This window comes from Yersinia sp. 1652 StPb PI (assembly GCF_041538345.1).
Lineage (GTDB): Bacteria > Pseudomonadota > Gammaproteobacteria > Enterobacterales > Enterobacteriaceae > Yersinia > Yersinia enterocolitica_E.
In genome coordinates, this window is sequence record NZ_JAULSM010000001.1 from 946,137 (window position 1) to 969,803 (window position 23,667).

Consider the following 23,667-nt stretch of genomic DNA (forward strand, 5'->3'; position numbering starts at 1 on the left):
ATGTTTGGTAAAGGCGGTATTGGCAATTTAATGAAACAAGCCCAGCAGATGCAGGAAAAAATGCAGCAGATGCAGGAAGAAGTCGCCAAATTGGAAGTTACCGGTGAATCTGGCGCGGGCTTGGTAAAAGTAACCATCAATGGGGCGCATAACTGCCGCCGGGTTGAAATTGACCCAAGCCTATTGGTTGAAGAAGATAAAGAAATGCTGGAAGATTTGATTGCTGCGGCATTGAACGATGCAGCGCGTCGTATCGACGAAACGCAAAAAGAGAAAATGGCTTCGGTCTCCAGTGGTATGCAATTACCACCAGGCTTTAAGATGCCGTTCTGATGCAAACCAGTCCACTCCTTGAGTCATTAATGGAGGCGTTGCGCTGCCTGCCGGGCGTTGGCCCGAAATCAGCGCAACGTATGGCATTCCAACTGCTACAGCGTGATCGTAGTGGTGGAATGCGGCTGGCGCAGTCGTTGACTCGTGCGATGTCCGAAATCGGTCACTGTGCTGATTGCCGTACATTTACCGAGCAAGACCGTTGCACTATCTGCTCCAACCCACGCCGGCAGCAGAATGGCCAACTCTGTGTGGTCGAAAGCCCGGCAGATATCCATGCTATTGAACAAACCGGCCAGTTTGGTGGGCGTTACTTTGTGTTGATGGGGCATTTATCTCCCATGGATGGCATTGGCCCTGGCGATATTGGTTTGGATTTGCTGGAAAAACGGCTTGAAACTGAAACTATCACTGAAGTCATTTTGGCAACTAATCCGACCGTAGAAGGGGATGCCACTGCCAACTATATCGGCCAGATGTGTGGTCAGTATGGCGTATTAGCCAGCCGTATTGCTCATGGCGTACCCGTAGGCGGCGAACTGGAAATGGTTGATGGTACGACATTATCGCACTCACTGGCTGGGCGTAATCCTATTAAGTATTGATCCCATTCTTTACTGTGGGCGACAGTCTTGTTATTGATTATCTTACGAATAAATTCGTTAGGGATAATAAGTCAATCGCCCTCGATTCTCTGTTTTTTTCTGTCCTCATACTTGAAACTTTCCCCTATTGGCCCCATCTGATACTCATTGTTCGATTTTATGTACCTGTCGGTAATTTGGATTGAGGTAATTAATGAGTATGAAAGGTCAAGAAACCCGTGGATTCCAGTCTGAAGTAAAACAACTCCTCCATTTGATGATTCACTCGCTTTATTCCAATAAAGAAATTTTCTTGCGCGAGTTGATCTCTAATGCCTCTGATGCGGCAGACAAACTGCGTTTCCGCGCGCTGTCTAATCCTGAATTATTTGAGGGCGACGGTGAGCTGAGAGTGCGTTTATCTTTTGATAAAGAAAAGCGTACTTTGACTCTAAGTGATAACGGCATCGGTATGAGCCGTGACGAAGTTATTGATAATCTTGGTACCATCGCGAAGTCAGGGACTAAAGCATTCCTTGAGTCTATTGGTTCAGATCAAGCCAAAGATAGCCAATTAATCGGCCAGTTTGGTGTCGGTTTCTACTCCGCATTTATCGTGGCAGATAAAGTCACCGTTCGTACCCGTGCCGCCGGTGCGCCTGCTGATGCTGGCGTATTCTGGGAATCGGCAGGCGAGGGTGACTACACCATCGCGGATATCACCAAAGAAGAGCGTGGTACAGAGATAACCCTGCATCTGCGTGAAGGTGAAGACGAGTATTTGGATGATTGGCGCTTGCGCTCAGTCATCAGTAAATATTCAGACCATATTGCTTTGCCAGTTGAAATTCAAAGCAAAAACGAAGAAGACGGCACGGTCACCTGGGAGAAAATCAATAAAGCTCAGGCATTATGGACGCGCGGCAAAGCAGAGATTACTGACGACGAATATAAAGCATTCTATAAACATATCGCGCATGATTTCACCGACCCGATGAGTTGGAGCCATAACCGCGTTGAAGGTAAGCAGGAGTATACCAGCTTGCTGTATATCCCAGCTCAGGCCCCGTGGGATATGTGGAATCGCGACCATAAGCATGGTTTGAAACTTTACGTGCAGCGCGTGTTCATTATGGATGATGCTGAGCAGTTCATGCCGAATTACCTACGTTTTGTTCGTGGTTTAATAGATTCTAATGATCTGCCGCTGAACGTCTCGCGTGAGATTCTGCAAGACAGCCGCATTACTCAGAATCTACGTAGTGCGCTGACTAAACGTGTGCTGCAAATGCTGGAAAAACTGGCTAAAGATGATGCTGAGAAATATCAGCAGTTCTGGCAGCAGTTCGGTATGGCGCTTAAGGAAGGTCCAGCGGAAGACGGTAGCAATAAAGAAACTATTGCCAAGTTACTACGCTTTGCTTCAACCCATACCGACAGCTCAGCGCAGACAGTGTCTTTGGAAGATTATGTCAGCCGTATGACTGAAGGGCAGGAGAAGATTTATTACATCACTGCTGACAGCTATGCTGCGGCGAAGAACAGCCCTCATCTGGAACTGTTCCGCAAAAAAGGCATTGAAGTCTTGCTGTTATCTGATCGCATCGATGAATGGATGATGAGCTACCTGACCGAGTTTGACGGTAAAGTTTTCCAGTCAGTCAGCAAAGCAGATGACTCACTGAATAAGCTGGCAGATGAAGAGCGTCCAGATCAGCAAGAGGCCGACAAAGCGTTGGAGCCATTCGTTGAGCGGGTTAAAACCCTGCTGGGCGAACGCGTGAAAGATGTCCGCCTGACGCATCGTTTGACGGATACGCCAGCGATAGTGACGACTGATGCCGATGAAATGAGTACGCAGATGGCGAAATTGTTTGCTGCTGCGGGCCAACAGGCACCAGAAGTGAAGTATATCTTTGAATTAAATCCTGAACATAGCTTGGTTAAACGCGCTGCTGATGTGACTGACGATGCTCAGTTTGCTGAATGGGTAGAGTTATTACTGGATCAATCGCTGCTAGCTGAACGGGGAACATTAGATGATCCTAACCAGTTTATCCGCAGAATGAATCAGTTATTAACGGCTTAATTGAGTAATAGAGCGCCTCAGATAGATGTGTTATCTGGGGCGTTTTTTTATTTATTTTCAATGGGTTATTTTTTTATTTCTCCTGGATGTCATTGATTCTCTCCTGCTAACCGGCCTCGCGCGCCTTGAGCCAACCCCCCTGAAAATGGTATGGTTGCTTGTTTTCCGCAATTTCGATTTTTTTTAAGAGCTTATCCCCGTTGGCGTCATTGTTGCAGCCAGTTTGAACATGGACAGCGCGGAAGAACCGGAGCGTACACATCGTACGTGAGGATTCTGAGCACTGCCTTGGTTCAAAATGGCAAATAAAATAGCCCTAATGGGATAGGCTCTAAGTAAAAACACATAGAAAAACTACATAGCAAGGGGATTTACGCAATGCGTATCATTCTGCTGGGCGCTCCGGGCGCTGGTAAGGGTACTCAGGCTCAATTCATCATGGAGAAATACGGTATTCCGCAAATCTCTACTGGTGATATGTTGCGCGCCGCTGTAAAAGCAGGCTCTGAGTTAGGTCTGAAAGCGAAAGAAATAATGGATGCCGGCAAACTGGTTACTGATGAGCTGGTTATCGCATTGGTTAAAGAGCGTATCACCCAGGACGATTGCCGTGATGGTTTCCTGTTAGACGGGTTCCCACGTACCATTCCTCAGGCTGATGCCATGAAAGAAGCCGGTATCAAGGTTGATTATGTGCTGGAGTTCGCTGTACCAGACGAGTTGATTGTTGAACGCATCGTCGGGCGTCGAGTACATGCTGCTTCAGGCCGTGTTTACCACATTAAATTCAACCCACCTAAAGTTGAAGATAAAGATGATGTAACAGGTGATGAACTTACTATTCGTAAAGACGATCAGGAAGCCACTGTTCGCAAACGTCTGATCGAATATCATCAACAAACTGCACCACTCGTTTCTTACTATCGTAAAGAAGCTGATGCAGGCAATACGCAATATTTTAAGCTGGACGGAACCCGTAAAGTAGCAGAAGTCAGTGCAGAACTGGCGACTATTCTCGGTTAATTCTGGATGGTAAGATAGCTAAGGCGGCCTAAGGTCGCCTTTCTCGTTTTACGGATCTCGTTGAAGGCTTATTCGTAAGCTCGAATAATAAGCGTAATATCCCCCACAAGGATTTTGCATCATGCAAAGTAAGCTCGGCGTATTAATGGTCAACTTGGGGACACCGGACGCCCCAACACCGCAAGCAGTAAAACGCTATCTGGCTGAGTTCCTGAGTGACAGCCGGGTGGTTGATACTTCCCCGTGGCTGTGGTGGCCTCTGTTACGCGGTGTCATTTTGCCTATTAGATCTCCTCGCGTGGCTAAATTATATCAATCAGTCTGGATGGACGAAGGATCACCGCTATTGGTCTATAGTCGACGGCAGCAGAAAGCATTGGCGGCACGTATGCCAGAGATCCCGGTTGAGTTAGGTATGAGTTATGGCTCACCAAATCTGCCAGATGCTATCGATAAGTTATTAGCCCAAGGTGTGACTAAGCTGGTGGTTTTGCCGCTTTATCCGCAATATTCCTGTTCAACCAGTGCCGCTGTGTGGGACGCTGTTGCCCGTATTCTGAAAGGATATCGTCGGTTACCATCAGTTTCTTTTATCCGTGATTATGCCGAACATCCCACCTATATTTCGGCATTACAGCAAAGTGTTGAACGTGCTTTTGCGCAGCATGGCAAACCTGACAGACTAATTCTTTCCTTCCATGGTATTCCTAAGCGCTATGCTCAACTGGGGGATGATTATCCACAACGCTGTGAAGATACCAGCCGCGCGTTACGTGGCAAATTGGTGTTGCCAGCCGAAAATATCATGATGACATATCAGTCTCGCTTTGGTCGTGAACCTTGGTTAACGCCTTATACCGACGAGACATTAAAAAGTCTCCCCGCCCAAGGTATTAAGCATATTCAGCTGATCTGCCCTGGTTTCTCTTCCGATTGTCTTGAAACACTAGAGGAGATCAAGGAGCAGAACCGGGAGATTTTCATGCACGCCGGTGGCGAGAAATTTGAATATATCCCTGCGTTGAACGACGATGAGGGGCATATAGACCTTTTAGAACAGTTGATAAAACAAGAAATTGCTCAACTATCTCTTAATTCGTAATTTTTATGTATCGATTGGTATATTAATGATATGTGATTACATATTTGCCTACTCCTTTCTCTTGTAATGCCTGTTTAGATGTATGAGAATTAGGTTTTTATAAACAATAGGCATGTAAGAATGTGACTTAAATATTTGTTTTTATTGGGTTTTTAAGTTGAGCAAAAGACAGGGATTTTAGAGCAGTGCATTGGTAGCTGTTAAGCCAAGGGCGGTAGCGTGATTTTATTTTTCACGATTTGAATTTATATATTTTTGAGAGATATACTCTGTATTATGAGAGATAAAAATAATTGAGTATCTTTAGCAATCATGAACAATATAGTCTAATCCAATAATTGGAAATGAAAATGTCAGTTTTACGAAGAAATATATTTTCTTTACTTCTATTACAAGGCAGTAACTATATTATCCCACTCCTTACATTGCCATACTTAACTCGAGTTTTGGGCGTGGAAGGTTTCGGTGTCTATAGCCTTACTCTTTCTTTAGCACAGTATTTTGTTATTTTAATAGATTTTGGATTTAATTTATCGGCCTCGAAGAAAATTGCTGAACATCAAGAAAATCCAGAATATATATCTAAAGTTTTTTTTGAAACACTTTATTCCAAATCAATATTATGCGCCATTTCTATTCTTATAATTATTTTACTTACGATTACAAGTACGCATGCTGTTATCCAAAGTGAGTTGATTTATACTGTATTAATGTTAATTGGTACCACGTTAATGCCAGCGTGGTTTTTCCAAGGCATAGAAAAACTATCTGTTGTGACAAATTTAATGATAGTGGCAAAGCTATCAATGCTACCTTTATTTTTTATTTTTGTTCACAGTGATGCGGATATAAAATATGCAGTAATAATTCAATCGTCAATGAATTTATTGGCTGGTATCATAGCAATAATATATATATATCGGAAAAAACTTGTAAGAGTAGTTAACTTCTCTAGTCTAAAGATAGCGCATACATTAAAAGATTCTTTCCCGATATTTTTTGCAACATTATCTATTAGTCTTTATACCATGAGTACAACAATTATAATTGGTATATTCAGTAATGTTTATGAAGTCAGTATATTTACGGCAGCTGATAGAGTTAAAGGGGCTATTTTAGGTATATTTTTAGTTCTAGGAAATGCATTTTACCCCAGAATAAATTCGTTATTGGTTAATAAAAAAGAAGAGGCCTACTCTTTAATCAGAAAGATTTTCTATTGGCAGGGTGGCTTGTGCATTGCTATAACAATATGTGTCATAGTTTTCTCTAAATTGATTACTAAAATAATGTTTGGCTCTGAATATTCGGAAGTATCAACACTTTTAATTTTATTTTCTCCTGTTTATATTCTGGTTATACAATCGACTGTACTAGCTAACTACATTTTATTACCTCATGGGTATAAGAAATCCTATACGATTTTACCAATGATTTCGGCAGTAATTCATATCCCTCTTTGTGCATATCTTGCCTCTAAATATGGAGCTTGGGGCGGTATTATTTCAATTATTACTATTGAGGCTTTATCATTTATATGTTTGATTATGATTCTTAAGAGAAAAAATCTCTTATTTGAAATACTTTCGAGAAACAAACATGGATAATAAAAAAATACTTTCGTTGATTATACCTGTCTATAATGCTGGCAAGTATCTTGAGTCATGCCTAATTTCTGTATTTTCACAATGGGATAACATGCTTGAAGTTATCATTATCAATGATGGTTCAACTGATAACTCTGCTGATATAATAAGTAAATATAGTAAAATATATGACTTTAAATATTTGTCACAAGATAATTCAGGTATATCCGCAGTGCGAAATAAAGGTGTAGAGATCTCCACAGGAGATTATATAGCCTTTGTCGATGCTGATGATATCTGGTGCGATAGAATATATCCTAGTATCAAAAAAATAATTATAAAAAACGCACCTGATTGTATATTATTTAACTACATTGAATTAACTGAAGATAAAGAAAATAAATTTGAATTAATAAATAAGAATGAATTCACTAAAAGTAATCTAGAATCAGTTAAGATTGGTATAGCCAATAGTGAAATGTTTTATCTCTGGCGGTGTGTTTTTAATAAAAATATCTTCGACAATATAATTTTTGATGTTGGACGCAGATTTGAAGATCAATTGATTTTTCCTATTTTAATTAGTAAATGTGAATCCATCTATGAAAGTAAGGATTACATTGTTAAATATAGACAAAATCCAGATAGTATTACTAAAAACCTGAATGTTTCAGATCTTGATGATAGTGAGGTCGGGCTGTTAAGATTTAAAGAACAGTATATAAAATATCATAGTAGATATTGGGCTACGATTATCGCAAGTGTATTTGTATCTCATATATCTAAATGTGCCAGAATATACCATATTGAAAAAAAAACAGCACTGAGGAGTTATAGGAAATCTCTCGAAATAATATCATTAAGGCCAATTATTTCTTCAGGTAACATAAAGTCTATTTTATATTATATATTTAGCGATATAATGTTTTATCGATTAGTTTCGGCTGTTAAAAATGAGGTGAAAAAATAGTATGGTTACCGTTACTATATTTACTCCTACTTTTAATAGAGCTAAAGTACTAAATCGCTGCTATCTTTCTATATTAGAGCAAAATAGAAATGATATTGAGTGGTTAATAATTGATGATGGTTCGACAGATAACACAATTGATGTTGTAAATAATTTTCAAAATGAAAATAGAATAAAAATAAGGTATATCTACCAAGATAATAGTGGGAAGCAAGCTGCTTGGAATAAGGCGGTAGAGAATGCGAGTGGTGAGTATTTTATCGGGTTGGATTCCGATGATGCTCTTATTAGTGGTTCAATAAGTAAACTACTTTCAATAACAAAAGTACTGGATGATAAAGACGTTATTGGTATAAGAGCTTTATCTGTTAGCTCAGAAACAATGAAACCTAATAATTATTACTTATCCAATGAAGATAAGAAAAGCTCATGGTTAGATGAGTTTCGCTCAGGTATCCGTGGTGAGAGAATTGATTTGTTTAAAACAGAGTACTTACAAAAATATTACTATCCAGTTAAGCCAGGAATTAATTTTATTCCTGAAATTTGGTTTTATAGTACGATATCTAAAGAGTATTCATTTTTTTATAGTTCAATTCCAGTTCGCATCTTTTTTGATGATGAGAAAACGAACCGGCTCAGTCAGTCTTCAATAAAAAAACATGCAATAGGCCATTATATCTCGCGTAAGGCATTATTGGAAAATACTCCAAAGATTGTATGGTTATATAGGCCATTGGATTTTATAAAAACTATCATACGTATTAATCAGGCTATCGCTATGATGGATAAGAAGTATGTCATTGAAGAAAAAAATTCACTCTTACTTAAAATTGTTACACTGCCTGGTGTGATAATTCGTAAAATTAAGTCACAACAAGGGATTTCATGAAAGTAATTGCTTTCTTTGGTGGCGATATCAGTCTCACCGGTGGTACTGAGAGAGTCAGTTTAGCTCTTGCTAACTATCTGGTTAAAGATGGCTATCGGGTTATTATTATCAGTTTAAGTGGTAATGCTTCGCCTTTTTTTCATGTAGATGAAAGAATAAAAATCGTATCACTTTTTGATAAAAAAAAACGCTTCTCACTTGCCTACTTGTCTGTCGTTTTTAGATTACGCCGTATCTTAATAGATGAATCAATCGATGTTTTGATTGATGTTGATACAATGTTAGCATTATTTAGTACTACAGCTTTATTAGGCACTAAGATAAAGCATATATCGTGGGAACATTTTAATTATAAAAATGATCTAAATATAAAGTCACGGAAACTAGCCAGGAAAGTAGCAGCCAAATATGCTGACGCAGTAGTCACGCTAACAGAAAAAGATCGCCAGTATTGGCTGGAAGAAAATAAATATCCAGAAAGAATAATATCGATACCTAATCCATTACCCTTTGATGTAAAAGATAAACTAATTAAAAAAAACTCAAGAAATGTTTTGGCTCTAGGACGATTTACTTACCAGAAGGGTTTTGATCTCTTAATTGATATTTGGGCTAAGGTACAAGAGGAAAATCATGACTGGAAACTTATAATCGCAGGTGATGGTGAGGATAAGCAATTTTTATTAGATAAAATAAAGAGATTAAATATTAAGAATATAGAGTTGCTACCCACCACTCCTTATGTGAGAGAGTTATATAATCAGTCTAATATCTATGTAATGACTTCTCGGTTCGAAGGATTCCCTATGGTTTTGCTTGAAGCTAAAGCAAGTGGACTACCGATAATAGCTTATGATTGCGATACAGGCCCTTCAGAACTAATCACTGACCATGAGGATGGATTTATTATACCCTTTGATGATAGTGATAAATTCGTAAAGCAACTTCTAATACTCATTAATAATGAAGAATTAAGAGAAACCATGTCAATTAAATCATTAGAGAATGCAGAACAGTATAGAATAGAGTCTACGATCGGAAGTAAATGGAAAAACTTGATCGAAATGTTAATGAGTGAAAATAGAGTTTAGAATTTAATTACAATTGGATAAGAAGATACCAGTGAATTTATTATACATTATTACAGGGTTAGGTTTGGGGGGGGCTGAAAAACAGACGGTCTTGCTCGCGAATAAGATGCTTTCGGCTGGCCATAATGTCATGATCATATCGCTGACAGGTGAGACGGTAGTAAGGCCTGAAGAGGGTATCCACCTGAGAGAGTTAAATTTAGATAAGAGCATTTTTAATCTATGTAATGGATTCTTCAAAGCTAGACAAATAATAAAGAAATTTAAACCTGATGTCATTCATAGTCATATGTTTCATGCCAACATATTCTCCCGGATACTTCGACTATTCACCAAAATTCCAGTTTTAATATGTACTGCACATAATACTAATGAAGGTAGTACGCTGAGAATGTTAGCGTATAGATATACTGACCGTCTCGCTTCGCTATCCACTAATGTTAGCCAGGATGCTGTTGATTCTTTTGTTAGCAAACGGGCTTCTACTGCCAATAGAATGATTGTGGTAACAAATGGGATTGATACCTCTCAATTTGATTTTTCGGTAAGTGATAGACAAACGAAAAGAGCTGAGTTAGCCATATCAGATGAGACACCAATGCTATTGAGTGTTGGAAGGTTAATGGAAGCAAAAGATTACCCAAACTTACTGAATGCATACTCTTTACTTCTCAAAAATTATAGCTATAAAAGTATTCCACGACTATTCATTGTGGGAACGGGTCATCTTGATACTTATCTTAAAAAAATGGCCAGTGAACTTGCTATTGAGCAGTACGTTACCTTTCTTGGACGCAGGGATGACATCCGGCAATTAATGTGTGCTACCGATATTTTCGTGTTGTCTTCCGAATGGGAAGGATTTCCGCTGGTTATTACTGAAGCGATGGCATGTAAGAAGTTAATTGTTGCTACAGACTCTGGTGGTATTAAGGAGGCTCTAGGTGAATGTGGAGCTGTTGTCCCAGTTAAAGATCCTGACGCTTTGTCTAATGCTATATATAAAATGATAAATTTATCTGATGACGATAAAATATCGTTAGGCGAAAAAGTTAGAGCGCGTATCGTAAAAACAAACTCTATTGATAAAATAGTTGACCACTGGATATCTATATATTCTTCTTGCAGAAAATAAGAGTTTAATTTATGTTTTTTTTGTAAGGAAACTAAAAAATATCAGTGTTTATTGTTTTAATTATCACGTCTATGCAGTTTTTTTGGGGGGTATATGCCAACTGTAATGTTATTACTACTTTTTTTTCTGATTGTGTCATTTGTGCTAACGTATTTATTACGAATTTACGCCTTTAAAAATAATATTATTGATACTCCTAACTCACGTAGTTCACATGTAACTCCAACTCCAAGAGGTGGTGGTGTTGCTATTGTTATAAGTTTTTTAATCGGCTTAGCGATTTTTTATTTTCAAGGTTATTTAACGACTCTTACGACTGTCGGGTTAATTGTCTCTGGTGGGGTAATTGCTATAGTCGGATTTTGGGATGACCACGGGCATATTGCTGCTCGTTGGCGTCTCATGGCACATTTTTCTTCAGCAGCATTTTTATTGTTTTGTCTAGGCGGTTTCCCGCCATTAACTATTTTTGGGACAATAATCGATTTGGGTATTGTCGGTAACATTTTGGGCCTGCTATTTTTGGTATGGATGCTTAATCTCTATAATTTCATGGATGGTATTGATGGTTTGGCGAGTGCTCAAGCTGTAATGGTCAGTCTTGGTGCGATCGTGATCTATATAATTAGTGGTGATAAAGTTGGCTTAGATAACTATCTGGTTCTTTGGTTGCTGGCGGTGACTGTCTTAGGGTTTTTATTATGGAATTTCCCTCCTGCAAAGATATTTATGGGAGACGCAGGTAGTGGTTTTCTGGGATTAATCATAGGCTCTCTAGCGATAAGTGCCGGTTGGATAGAATCAAAATTTTTATTCTGTTGGTTGATCCTGTTGGGTTTATTTATTGTCGATGCAACATGGACTCTCATTCGTAGAATTTTGGGTGGTTTTAAAGTTTATGAAGCTCATCGAAGTCATGGTTACCAGATTGCATCCAGAAGATTTAAAAGACATTTACCAGTTACATTATCTGCTATCGTTATAAATATTGTTTGGTTATTCCCTATTGCATTGCTCGTCGGACTAAATACCATTAATCCAATGGTTGCTTTGATTATTGCCTATGTTCCAATTATATATTTGGATTATAAGCTTGATGCGGGTGTGAAAAACAATTAAGTCAGTTACGTTTTATTTTAATTCTGACTAAATATGCTTAAATAGTCATTGGTTTGAATTACGTTTTCTGGCTTGGGATTAGGTATTATATGTTTCTCGTATTTCTATTATCTTTACCAAGAATTGTTAAAAGAATTATTATGTTGTTATTAGATGCTACTCTCATCGGGTTAGCATATTGGGGTGCTTTTTGGGTTCGTCTGGATGTTGATAGTCCATTTAGCAGCATTGAACAATGGGTTGCACTGGCCGTAATTATACCGCCAACGCTTTTAGTCTTTATCCGACTCGGGTTGTACCGTACTGTACTTCGCTATGTCAGTGCGAAAATTGTCACTACCGTGTTAGTCGGTGTAATACTTTCTACGGGTTTACTTGTTTTTGGTTCCTACTTCTTAGGTGTCTACTTGCCAAGAACAGTATCAGTCATGTTCTTTGTATTCTCGCTAGTCCTTATTTGTGGTTCTCGGTTGTTCTTCCGCATGTTACTGAACTATGGTGTTAGAGGACAAATTCCTGTTGTTATTTATGGCGCAGGTGCTTCTGGTCGGCAACTGTTGCCTGCTTTAATGCAAGCTAGTGAATATTTTCCTATTGCGTTTGTTGATGATAATCCTAAATTACACAAAGCAGTTATTCATGGAGTTACTGTTTATCCTTCAGAGAAACTTGAGTATTTGATAGGTCGTTACGGTATTAAAAAAATCTTACTTGCAATGCCAAGTGTTAGCCAAAGCCAGCGTAAAGCTGTGGTTGGTAAGCTAGAAAATCTTTCTTGTGAAGTCTTATCTATCCCTGGGATGTCGGACTTAGTTGAAGGCCGAGCACAAATCAGCAGTTTAAAGAAAGTCTCAATTGAGGAATTATTGGGGCGTGATCCAGTTGTACCTGATGAAAAGTTATTAGCCAAAAATATCACTGGCAAGGTCGTTATGGTAACCGGTGCTGGCGGTTCAATTGGATCTGAATTGTGTCGCCAAATAATTATTGAAAAACCACAATTATTGGTTCTTTTTGATGTCTCTGAATTCTCTCTTTATTCTATTGAAAATGATATAGCGGCAATATGCAGGAACCATAAAATTGATTCGGAATTTGTCGCATTACTCGGTTCAGTTCAAAATGAAAGTAGACTAGTGCAAGTAATGACTAACTTTCAAGTGAATACTGTCTACCATGCTGCCGCTTATAAGCATGTTCCACTGGTTGAGAATAATGTTATTGAAGGTGTGAGAAATAACATATTTGGTACTCTATTTTGTGCAAAGGCAGCCATTAAGTCGGGAGTCGAAAAGTTTGTTTTAATATCGACTGATAAAGCGGTGCGGCCAACCAATACCATGGGGGCCACCAAGAGAATGGCTGAACTTGTATTGCAGGCATTATCTAATGAGCAGTGTCATACAAAATTCTGCATGGTACGTTTTGGCAATGTTCTAGGTTCCTCTGGTTCTGTTGTTCCGCTATTTAAGAAACAAATCGCTGAAGGGGGGCCAATCACGCTCACCCATAAAGATATTATCCGCTACTTTATGACTATCCCCGAAGCGGCACAACTGGTTATTCAAGCTGGGGCAATGGGGCAAGGAGGCGATGTGTTTGTCTTAGATATGGGAGATCCTGTTAAGATTATCGACTTGGCTAAGCGCATGGTCAACCTTTCTGGGCTTTCAGTTAAGAGTGATGAAAACCCTGATGGTGATATTGCGATAGAAATTTCAGGTTTGCGCCCAGGTGAAAAATTATACGAAGAGCTATTGATTGGAGAGTCGGTACAAAATACCTATCATCCCCGAATTATGACTGCTACTGAGGTGATGCTTGAATGGGATAAACTAAATGTATTACTCAGTACAATTGAAAGTGCTTGTAATGACTTTGATTATGAATATATTCGCTCTTTATTATTAGAGGCTCCTGTTGGTTTTCAACCAACAGATGGTATTTGTGATTTGGCTTGGCAAAATAGCCATCACAAAAAAAACATGTCTATTAATATTAATTAATGGGGTTGGGGCCATTTATAAATAGGTTGGTGTTTTTATCGCTTATGGAAATAATATGAAAAACATTGCATTCGTAATCACTAAATCAATAATTGGTGGTGCGCAAAGTTGGGTTTTAGAACAAGTTAAATTACTTGAGGGTGATTGTAATATAATATTAATAACCTCTGAACCAGGCTGGTTAACAGAAACTATAGTTTGCGATAAAATTATTATCATCCCTGAGATTAGAAAAATGGCCAGTATTAAAGCTATTTATTGTTTATATAAGGTGCTCAAGGATAATAAAATTGATGTAGTGGTTTCAAGTTCAGCTAATGCAGGTCTTTACAGTCGTCTGGCTCGTTTATTTTTACGTTTTCGCGGCGTATATGTTTCGCATGGCTGGTCATGTATATACAATGGCAATATGTTAAGGTTTATATTTTGTTATATTGAAAAACTGCTTTCAAATATTACTGATGTGATTTGGTGTGTATCTCAAAGTGATGCTGATAAGGCGGTTAATATTATTGGTATTAAACCTGAAAAGATTACGGTCCAGCTTAATGCTATAACACCATTGATTGAACGTTCTGATCGGCCGTGTAAAAATAAAATAATTTATGTATGTCGACTTGCTTATCCTAAACGACCTGACTTGATGTTGAAAGTTGCTGCCGTTAATCCTCATTTTAATCTCGATATGGTTGGAGATGGTGAGTATTATAAAGAACTTGAGAAAGAATATAGCAGTTATAAAAACATTCACTTCTATGGGGAAATTAAAGGATTTAACAGGTTTAATGACTATGATGTATTTGTGCTAACATCTGAAAGTGAAGGTTTGCCAATGGCTGCGATTGAGGCGGTCAGTGCTAGTTTACCTATCATCATAAGTAATGTGGGAGGTTGTGCTGAAATAGTCGACCAAAATGGTATTCTGATAAATAACACGACAGAAAACCTAGAAAGTGCTCTCAATACCATATTTTCAAATTATGACTTCTTTTACAAATCCGCACAGATGCAAAAGAGTAAATTCGATATAAATAATGTTAAAGATAAGTGCAGAGAGATAATGCTTGGGTCGTAATATGAAACTCTAAATTATTACGTTTTAAAGGTAGATTATGACTATTTTAGTTACTGGTGGTGCAGGTTATATTGGCTCGCATACGGTATTAGTATTATTGGAACAAGGGGAAGATGTTGTTGTATTAGACAATTTATCCAACGCTTCTGTTGAGTCATTATTACGTGTTTCCGAAATTGCTGGCTGCTCGGCTACATTTTTCCAAGGTGATGTATTAGACAACAGTTGCCTAAAAAAAATATTTTTAGAGCACAGTATTGATTCCGTTATTCACTTTGCTGGCCTAAAGTCGGTAGGTGAGTCAGTGGTTAAACCTATTGAATATTATCAAAATAACGTTACAGGTTCTATCACCCTACTTGAAGAAATGTTAATTGCAGGTGTAACGAAGCTGATATTCAGCTCATCAGCCACAGTATACGGTGATCCTGAGTTTATCCCACTGACCGAGGATGCGCGTATTGGAGGCACGACCAATCCATATGGTTCATCGAAAGTCATGGTTGAACAGATATTGAAGGATTTCTCTTTTGCTCACCCCGAGTTTGCGATAAGAGCATTGCGTTATTTTAATCCTGTTGGCGCCCATCCTTCAGGTTTGATTGGCGAGGATCCAAATGGAAAGCCAAACAATCTGTTGCCGTTTATTACTCAAGTTGCGGTTGGTAAACTGCCAAAATTAGCCGTATATGGTAATGACTATCCGACCAAAGATGGGTCAGGCGTACGTGATTATATTCATGTTATGGATCTTGCTGATGGGCATGTTTGTGCACTTAATCGGCTGGCTGCTGGGTACAAAGTTTATAATCTGGGATCAGGTGTAGGATATTCAGTACTTCAGATGGTGAGTGAATTTGAACGCATTTCGGGCAAAAAAATCCCCTATGAAATAACGGCGCGTCGGGCTGGTGATATCGCGGAGTGCTGGGCAAGTACTGAACTCGCGCTCAAAGAATTAGATTGGAAAGCTAAGAGGAACCTAACGGAAATGATAAAGGATGCATGGAACTGGCAACAATCAAATCCTAATGGTTATGCCCGCTAAATTCATGCCTACATATGCTAAAATTCCTTATCTTCCCATTTCAATTTGTAACTCAAAACAATGAAATTTCCTGGTAAACGCAAATCTAAGCACTACTTTCCGGTGAATGCCCGTGACCCTTTATTGCAACCGGCGCAGACTGAAAATGAAGTGAGTACCTCTTATATCGTTGGCATTGACCAGACGTTGGTTGATATTGAAGCCAAGGTCGATGAGAGCTTTATTGCGCGTTATGGTCTGAGCCAAGGGCACTCTTTAGTGATTGAAGATGATATCGCTGAAAATCTTTATCAGGAACTAACTGCTAATGGGTTGATTACTCATGAGTTTGCTGGCGGTACCATTGGTAATACCTTACACAACTATTCTGTCCTTGCTGATGATCGTTCCATCCTGTTGGGCACCATGTGTAGCAATATTAAGATCGGTAGTTATGCCTATCGCTATCTGTGTAATACCTCAAGTCGCACTGATCTGAATTATTTGCAGGGAGTTGATGGTGCTATTGGCCGCTGCTTTACTTTGATTAGTGATAATGGTGAGCGGACTTTTGCTATCAGTCCCGGGCAAATGAATCAGCTACGTCCTGAAAGTATTCCTGAAGATGTGATTGCAGGTGCTTCTGCTCTGGTGCTGACTGCTTATCTGGTGCGTTGTAAGCCGGATGAACCGATGCCTGCGGCCACAATGCAAGCCATCAGCTATGCGAAGAAACATGATGTTCCTGTCGTGATGACCCTAGGCACGAAATATGTTATTGCAGATAATCCGCAGTGGTGGCGCGATTTTCTCAACGAGCATGTCTCTATATTAGCGATGAATGAAGATGAGGCTTATGAACTGACGGGCTTGAATGATCCGTTGATGGCTTCTGATATGGCACTGAATTGGGTAGATTTAGTGCTTTGTACTGCGGGTCCTAATGGGCTTTATATGGCGGGATATACTGAAGAGGCAAATAAGCGCCAAACACAGCATCCATTATTACCTGGCGCTATCGCAGAATTTAACTTGTATGAATTTAGCCGGGCAATGCGGCAAGAGCATTGTGGCCATCCGTTACGTATCTATTCTCACATTGCCCCTTATATGGGCGGGCCAGAGAAGATAATGAATACCAACGGGGCAGGGGATGGTGCATTATCCGCTGTGCTACATGATATTGCGGCGAATGGCTATCATCGTAATAATGTTCCGAACTCTAGCAAACATGTGCGTAGTTACCTTAGCTACTCCTCGCTGGCACAAGTGTGTAAATACGCCAATCGGGTCAGTTATCAGGTATTGAATCAACATTCGCCGCGTTTAACACGTGGCTTGCCTGAACGGGAAGATAGTTTAGAAGAGTCGTACTGGGAACGATAATATATCCATCATCTTTCAAGCTGCAGGTGTGTTGGCTGCTCGCCTTACTCGGCCCATTCTTGGGCCGAGTAAGGCGAGGCCGCTGCAAGCAGCGTTCAAATCTGCTCCCGGCAGATTTGTCACCCCAGTCACTTACCGGTGTAAGCTCATCGGGATTTTCTTGCTTGCCGCCTTCCTGCACCTTGAAATCTATTGGATAGAGAACTTCAGTTATAAACACAGATATAATTTTAAATTGGGCAAACTGGCATTTTATCTTCTTCAGTAAGCGTTTCTATTTTCAGCATATTAAGCATGCTGTTGGCGATTTCGCGCTCCCCCATAACAACCTGGTTAGCGCCACGGTCTGAGATATAAACCACTTCATCGTCATAATGGGCGCGGGCGATTATCTCAAGGTCTGGCCGCTTAATTCTGGCTGATGCGACTATTTCACCGGCTTCGTAGCCATTTGGTATGGTCAGTAATAACCAACGGGCGCAATCCAGGCGCGCCAGTGACATAATATCTGCGCTTGCAGCATTACCTAATACCGCATTAATACCTTGTTCACGGAGTGCTTCCACTCGCGGGCGCGAATTTTCTACGACGACCAGCGGGATGCCTTCCGCATTAAGTTTTGCCCCTAATAAGCTGCCAACCCGGCCATATCCCACCAATAATGCATGATTGCATAAATCTACAGGTATCTGTTTTTCCTCTTCTACCGCCTCTTCCAGAATAAGATCTTCCATCGTCTCATTCTTGGCTAAATAGCGATCTAGCAAGGTGAAAAGTAACGGGTTGAGCATAATAGACAGAATCGCTCCCGCCAGTACCAGATTACGGCCATGTTCAGACATTAAACCAAGAGAAATACCCAGCCCCGCCAGAATAAAGGCGAACTCCCCAATTTGGGCCAGGCTAACGGAAATGGTGAGTGCTGTGCGTTTTGAGTGGCCAAACAGCCGCACCAGGATGAAAGCCGCCACCGATTTACCGAAGATAATGATGGTCAATGACGCTAACACTGCTAATGGTTCTCGTAGCAAAATCATCGGATCGAATAACATGCCGACTGAAACAAAGAACAGCACGGCAAAGGCATCACGCAGCGGCAAGGTATCTTGCGCGGCACGGTGGCTCAGCTCAGATTCGTTTAATACCATTCCGGCGAAGAATGCGCCGAGAGCAAATGATACGTCAAACAACCCTACAGCACCGTAGGCTATCCCAAGCGCCAAGACTAAGACTGCCAGAGTAAAGAGTTCTCGCGAGCCAGTACTGGCTGTTTTAGCCAGTATCCAGGGCACCAGCCGGCGGCCGACGACAATCATTAAGGTTATGAAGGCGATCACTTTACCAATAGTAATCGCTAGCTCTGTAAACAGTTGGCTCAGACTCGTGGTTTCGTTGCCCATGACTCCGGCAAATGCGGGTAATAACACTAATGTCAGTACCATTGCCAAATCTTCAACAATCAACCAGCCGATAGCAATCTGCCCTCGCTGACTATCAATCAGTTGCCGTTCTTCCAGTGCGCGCAGTAATACCACGGTACTGGCGGTTGACAGACATAACCCAAAGACCAAGCCGGTGACTAAATCCCAGCCTAATAAATGAGACAAGCCCATACCTAGCAGAGTAGCAACGGCTATTTGTGTCACGGCTCCGGGGATGGCGATTGCTTTTACTGCGAGGAGGTCTTTAAGCGAGAAATGAAGTCCGACACCAAACATCAACAAAATGACACCGATTTCAGCCAGTTCGGGAGCTAATGATGTATCAGCAACAAAACCCGGCGTGAATGGCCCGGCAAGCACCCCTGCGGCAAGGTATCCCACCAGTGGTGAGATGCGTAGGCGGTGGGCCAGGGAACCCAAGAGGAAGGCGAGAACAAGGCCTCCGACGATCGTGGTGATTAAGGGTGTTGAGTGGTGCATCCAGACTCCTTCTCGTTATACCCGCCATCTTTCAAATTGCAGGTGTGTTGGCTACGTTTATTACTTGGCCCATCTCTGCGAGGCCGCTGCAAGGAGCGTTTAAATCCATTCCCGACAGATTTGTCACGCGCTTGCCGCCTTTTGGATGAGTATTGGGATATGTGGAGCAGCAAGCATTTCACAGCAATAACATCAGTTTATTGTATTTATGCGATCAATGCGCGATAAAAATTCATTTTTTATCGATAAAAGTCTGGTTTGGCATGGAAATTGTTTGAAGTGGTTGTTTGTGGGGGACTTGCTGTTTTTGTCACGATTACACAGGGGACTCTCCCGACTGAAGTGCTAGTCTCAGTCGGGATTATAAGGTTATTACTATTACTTATCTTCTATATTGGGCAATAAGGCAGTAAATATCCCCAGTAATGGCAGGAATGCACATATTTGGTAAACCAGCTCAATACTGGTTAAATCAGCAACATACCCTAGTACAGCCGCACCTAACCCACCCATACCGAAAGCAAAACCGAAGAATAGACCGGATACCATCCCCACTTTCCCTGGGATCAACTCCTGGGCATACACCAGTATTGCAGAGAAGGCTGATGCGAGGATGACGCCAATGATTACGGTTAAAACCCCCATCCAATACAACGAAGCATAGGGTAAAATAAGGGTAAATGGCGCTACACCCAGTATTGACCCCCAAATAACATATTTTCGCCCTATCCGATCACCAAGAGGGCCGCCAATTATGGTGCCAGCGGCGACTGCGAATAAGAACACAAATAAATGTATCTGGGCGTTTTGTACTGAAACACCGAACTTATGCATCAAATAAAAGGTGTAATAGCTGCTAATGCTGGTCAAGTAGAAGTATTTAGAGAATATCAGCACCATTAAAATAACTAACGTCTTAATAACCGTCTTTTTAGGCAGTAATTTTGCCGATGAGGTTTTTATCACTTTGCCATGTGTTGCTCTTTGCTGTTGCTGATACCACTTACTGACTTGCAATAGCACCACAATGGCCAGTAAGGCTGCGAGAGAGAACCAGCCAACATTGCCTTTACCATAAGGAGCAATAAGAATTGCAGCTAATAGTGGGCCGAGAGCGCTACCGAAGTTGCCACCGACTTGAAAAACTGACTGAGCCAGGCCATGGCGACCACCGGATGCCATGCGCGCGACCCGTGATGACTCAGGATGGAATACCGATGAGCCGGTGCCAACCAGCGCTGCTGCCAATAAAACCACAGGGAAAGTGGTTGCCACCGCCAGCAGCAATATGCCTGATAAGGTAAAACCCATACCAATAGGCAAAGAGTAAGGTTGAGGGTGCTTATCGGTATACAGCCCTATCAGGGGTTGCAGTAGTGATGCAGTAAGCTGGTAAGTGAGCGTGATTAGCCCTATCTGAGTAAAACTCAGTGAAAACTCGGCTTGTAATAAAGGATAAATCGCCAGAATCAACGATTGGATCATATCGTTGAGTAGATGAGATACGCTGATAGCCCCCAGAATAGAGAAGGATGTGCGTTTTACAGCGGCATTAACGGAGGGCTGGAATCCAGTCTCAGAACGATCGGTCATAGTGAGTATTCGCCTAATAATTTCACTGTTAATAATATGTTGGTAACGAATACATATTATGCAGATCGAATGATTTTTACTACATCTGACATAATTTGATATATATTCCAAAGTTATGAAATTCATGCATACATAATCACACTACAATGCTTACTGCGTCACGGTATGGTGTTGATTTATCGTGCTATTGATATGCATTACACTCTTTTCACTCATTAAATCGGTATTTATCAGGCCGGTTTTTAACGACTACATGGAGATTTGCCATGCGTTTTTCATTACCGACCACAGCATGTGCCTTGGCTGTGTCGCTGGCGTTTGCACCGGGATGGGCTGCTGCCTGGGAAAAAGATAAAACTTACGATATCACTATATTGCACACTAATGATCACCATGGGCATTTCTGGCAAAACGATCACGGCGAATATGGTTTAGCGGCACAGAAAACTGTCGTTGATAGTATTCGCAAACAAGTTGCAGCCGAAGGCGGAAGTCTACTACTGCTGTCAGGTGGGGACATCAACACCGGTGTGCCTGAGTCTGATTTACAAGATGCGGAGCCTGATTTTCGTGGTATGAATCTGGTCGGTTATGACGCGATGGCCATCGGCAATCACGAATTTGATAATCCATTGAGTGTGCTGCGACAACAAGAGAAATGGGCAACTTTCCCGTTGTTATCGGCCAATATCTACCAGAAAAGCACGCAACAGCGGTTGTTTAAGCCTTATGCCTTGTTTGATAAGCAAGGGGTGAAAATTGCGGTAATTGGTTTAACGACCGATGATACTGCCAAGATCGGGAATCCCGAGTATTTCACGGATATTGAATTCCATGTCCCGGCCGTTGAAGCAAAACAAGTCGTCGATCAACTGCGAAAGACCGATAAGCCTGACATTATCATCGCCGCTACCCATATGGGGCATTACGATGATGGCAAGCATGGTTCGAATGCTCCAGGTGATGTAGAGATGGCTCGCAGCCTCCCCGCAGGCTATTTAGATATGATAGTGGGTGGTCACTCGCAAGATCCGGTTTGTATGGCCAGTGAGAACCATAAGCAGGCTGATTATGTTCCCGGTACACCTTGTGCGCCTGATCGTCAGAACGGAACCTGGATTGTTCAAGCTCATGAGTGGGGTAAATATGTTGGTCGTGCTGATTTTAAATTCCGCAATGGTGAGTTGAAACTGGTGAGTTATCAGTTAATTCCAATCAATTTAAAGAAAAAAGTTGAGAAGGCTGATGGTAGCAGTGAGCGGGTCTTTTATACCCAGGAGATTGCGCAAGATCCATCGATGCTGAAGCTACTTACGCCTTTTGAAGAGCAAGGTAAGGCGCAGTTGGATATTAAAGTTGGCAGTGTCAATGGCAAGCTAGAAGGTGATCGTAGCAAGGTTCGTTTCGAACAAACCAACCTGGCGCGGATGTTATTGGCTGCGCAAATGGAACGAGCGGGTGCAGATTTCGCGGTGATGAGTGGTGGTGGGGTGCGTGACTCTATCGATGCCGGTGATATCACGTATAAAAATGTGCTTAAGGTCCAGCCATTTGGTAATACCTTGGTTTACGCCGATATGAAAGGCAGCGAGGTCGAGAAGTATCTGGCTGTGGTGGCGAATAAAAAAGTCGATTCAGGTGCTTATGCACAATTTGCCAATGTCAGCCTGGTCGCTGATGGTAATGGCGTCAGTGACGTGAAAATACAGGGCAAGCCATTAGATCCGAATAAAACGTATCGTCTGGCCACCCTGAATTTTAATGCATTAGGCGGCGATGGCTACCCGAAAATCGATACCTTACCGGGCTATGTGAACACCGGTTTTATCGATGCTGAAGTGTTAAAGCAGTATATTGAAAAGCACTCTCCACTGGATGCCAGTCAGTATCAGCCGAAAGGTGAGATTGTTTATAAGTAAGGCGTGAAGCTGGAAGCCTCTATTTGGCAGTGGAGGCTTCTGATGAATTGCACGAGATATATGCAGCGCGGTGCGGGTTTGTAATGCAATAAATAAATTAATCGCGCTTGGCAATATCGGCAAAGCTGCCTTGTAGCAACTGGCATAAATCTGTTGCAGCCAATTCAATATCTAAACCCCGCTTTCCGCCGGAAACGAATATTGTGGCATACGCCTGTGCCAAGCTATCGATAACAGTCGGTAAGCGCTTTTTCTGCCCTAATGGACTGATACCACCGACTAAATAACCGGTGGTGCGCTGCGCCAATTGTGGGTCAGCCATCTCCGCCTTTTTGGCACCCAAAGCACGCGCAACTTTTTTCAGATCAAGCTGGGTGGCGACAGGGGTAACGGCAACCGCCAGGTTTTTGGCATCCCCATTCAAGGCGACCAGCAAGGTTTTATAAACCTGATCGGCATTAAGCCCCAACTTTTTAACAGCTTCATCGCCAAAGTTGGTTTCTGCTGCGTCATGGTGATAAGGATGTAATGTGAACGGAACTTTTTGTTTTTCCAGCAAAACGACTGCAGGTGTCATAATAAACGTCCAATTAAAAATGAAAATTTATTCCAAGGGATTATCCTACACCCAATCATTGCGGTAGAGTTAAAAATTAACCTAATAAAATCAATGCTATCATGATGGATTGCCGGAGTTATGATGAATGTAAGTTGCTAATCTAATCGTCAGGTTGCTACCCTGTACCTGCAGCTCATATTATCCGCAAGGAGTGTGGGCGCTTAATAACTAAAATAATGAAAATTCCTCTTTGACT

The 23,667-nt window shown here is 41.2% G+C and carries 19 protein-coding genes; 16 read left to right on the top strand and 3 right to left on the bottom strand.

Annotation, left to right across the window (positions count from 1 at the left end):
- The 15 genes from Q2T71_RS04205 (at nt 1) to Q2T71_RS04275 (ending at nt 17,418) form a co-directional block, all read left to right on the top strand.
- Entirely contained in the window at nt 1-333 is a 333-nt protein-coding gene (locus Q2T71_RS04205; RefSeq protein WP_019081276.1) for a YbaB/EbfC family nucleoid-associated protein, read from the top strand.
- The gene (recR, locus tag Q2T71_RS04210; RefSeq protein ID WP_083159961.1) at nt 333-938 is read left to right on the top strand and encodes a recombination mediator RecR; all 606 of its coding nucleotides are present in this window, start codon (nt 333-335) and stop codon (nt 936-938) included. The genes Q2T71_RS04205 and recR overlap by 1 nt, the downstream gene beginning before the upstream one ends.
- Before the next feature lie 199 nt (nt 939-1,137).
- Nucleotides 1,138-3,006, top strand: coding sequence for a molecular chaperone HtpG (gene htpG / locus Q2T71_RS04215; protein WP_372559842.1), 1,869 nt, complete (start codon nt 1,138-1,140; stop codon nt 3,004-3,006).
- A 378-nt stretch (nt 3,007-3,384) separates the two neighbouring features.
- Nucleotides 3,385-4,029, top strand: a complete 645-nt coding sequence (gene adk, locus Q2T71_RS04220) for an adenylate kinase (protein WP_083159957.1) — start codon at nt 3,385-3,387, stop codon at nt 4,027-4,029.
- A gap of 118 nt (nt 4,030-4,147) precedes the next feature.
- On the top strand, nt 4,148-5,131 hold the full coding sequence (gene hemH / locus Q2T71_RS04225; RefSeq protein WP_372559843.1) for a ferrochelatase: 984 nt from the start codon (nt 4,148-4,150) through the stop codon (nt 5,129-5,131).
- Between the two features lie 350 nt (nt 5,132-5,481).
- Nucleotides 5,482-6,738, top strand: coding sequence for a flippase (locus tag Q2T71_RS04230; protein ID WP_372558218.1), 1,257 nt, complete (start codon nt 5,482-5,484; stop codon nt 6,736-6,738).
- Entirely contained in the window at nt 6,731-7,687 is a 957-nt protein-coding gene (locus Q2T71_RS04235) for a glycosyltransferase (protein ID WP_372558219.1), read from the top strand. Before Q2T71_RS04230 ends, Q2T71_RS04235 begins: the two co-directional genes overlap by 8 nt.
- A 1-nt stretch (nt 7,688) precedes the next feature.
- Nucleotides 7,689-8,579 carry a glycosyltransferase family A protein gene (locus tag Q2T71_RS04240; RefSeq protein ID WP_372558220.1) on the top strand — a complete coding sequence of 297 codons (891 nt, stop codon included), beginning with the start codon at nt 7,689-7,691 and terminating at the stop codon, nt 8,577-8,579.
- Entirely contained in the window at nt 8,576-9,670 is a 1,095-nt protein-coding gene (locus tag Q2T71_RS04245) for a glycosyltransferase family 4 protein (protein ID WP_372558221.1), read from the top strand. The genes Q2T71_RS04240 and Q2T71_RS04245 overlap by 4 nt, the downstream gene beginning before the upstream one ends.
- A gap of 31 nt (nt 9,671-9,701) precedes the next feature.
- Entirely contained in the window at nt 9,702-10,805 is a 1,104-nt protein-coding gene (locus tag Q2T71_RS04250; protein WP_372558222.1) for a glycosyltransferase, read from the top strand.
- A 93-nt stretch (nt 10,806-10,898) separates the two neighbouring features.
- Nucleotides 10,899-11,924 (top strand): glycosyltransferase family 4 protein, encoded by a 1,026-nt coding sequence (locus tag Q2T71_RS04255; RefSeq protein ID WP_372558223.1) that lies wholly within the window; start codon nt 10,899-10,901, stop codon nt 11,922-11,924.
- Between the two features lie 140 nt (nt 11,925-12,064).
- Nucleotides 12,065-13,930: a polysaccharide biosynthesis protein gene (locus Q2T71_RS04260; protein WP_372558224.1), complete on the top strand. Its 1,866-nt coding sequence runs from the start codon at nt 12,065-12,067 to the stop codon at nt 13,928-13,930.
- A 55-nt stretch (nt 13,931-13,985) separates the two neighbouring features.
- Nucleotides 13,986-15,005: a glycosyltransferase gene (locus Q2T71_RS04265; RefSeq protein WP_372558225.1), complete on the top strand. Its 1,020-nt coding sequence runs from the start codon at nt 13,986-13,988 to the stop codon at nt 15,003-15,005.
- Between the two features lie 37 nt (nt 15,006-15,042).
- The gene (gene galE / locus Q2T71_RS04270) at nt 15,043-16,053 is read left to right on the top strand and encodes a UDP-glucose 4-epimerase GalE (RefSeq protein WP_372558226.1); all 1,011 of its coding nucleotides are present in this window, start codon (nt 15,043-15,045) and stop codon (nt 16,051-16,053) included.
- A 60-nt stretch (nt 16,054-16,113) separates the two neighbouring features.
- The gene (locus Q2T71_RS04275; protein WP_372558227.1) at nt 16,114-17,418 is read left to right on the top strand and encodes an inosine/guanosine kinase; all 1,305 of its coding nucleotides are present in this window, start codon (nt 16,114-16,116) and stop codon (nt 17,416-17,418) included.
- Between the two features lie 230 nt (nt 17,419-17,648).
- On the opposite strand, the gene ybaL is transcribed toward Q2T71_RS04275, so the two are convergent.
- Nucleotides 17,649-19,340, bottom strand: coding sequence for a YbaL family putative K(+) efflux transporter (gene ybaL, locus Q2T71_RS04280; protein WP_263699323.1), 1,692 nt, complete (start codon nt 19,338-19,340; stop codon nt 17,649-17,651).
- Between the two features lie 378 nt (nt 19,341-19,718).
- Nucleotides 19,719-20,933 (bottom strand): MFS transporter, encoded by a 1,215-nt coding sequence (locus Q2T71_RS04285; RefSeq protein ID WP_083159931.1) that lies wholly within the window; start codon nt 20,931-20,933, stop codon nt 19,719-19,721.
- Between the two features lie 266 nt (nt 20,934-21,199).
- Between Q2T71_RS04285 and ushA the strand changes: the two genes are divergently transcribed.
- Nucleotides 21,200-22,852, top strand: coding sequence for a bifunctional UDP-sugar hydrolase/5'-nucleotidase UshA (ushA, locus tag Q2T71_RS04290; RefSeq protein ID WP_372558228.1), 1,653 nt, complete (start codon nt 21,200-21,202; stop codon nt 22,850-22,852).
- A gap of 97 nt (nt 22,853-22,949) precedes the next feature.
- On the opposite strand, the gene ybaK is transcribed toward ushA, so the two are convergent.
- Nucleotides 22,950-23,429 carry a Cys-tRNA(Pro)/Cys-tRNA(Cys) deacylase YbaK gene (gene ybaK, locus Q2T71_RS04295; RefSeq protein WP_083159927.1) on the bottom strand — a complete coding sequence of 160 codons (480 nt, stop codon included), beginning with the start codon at nt 23,427-23,429 and terminating at the stop codon, nt 22,950-22,952.
- Nucleotides 23,430-23,667 lie beyond the last annotated feature (238 nt).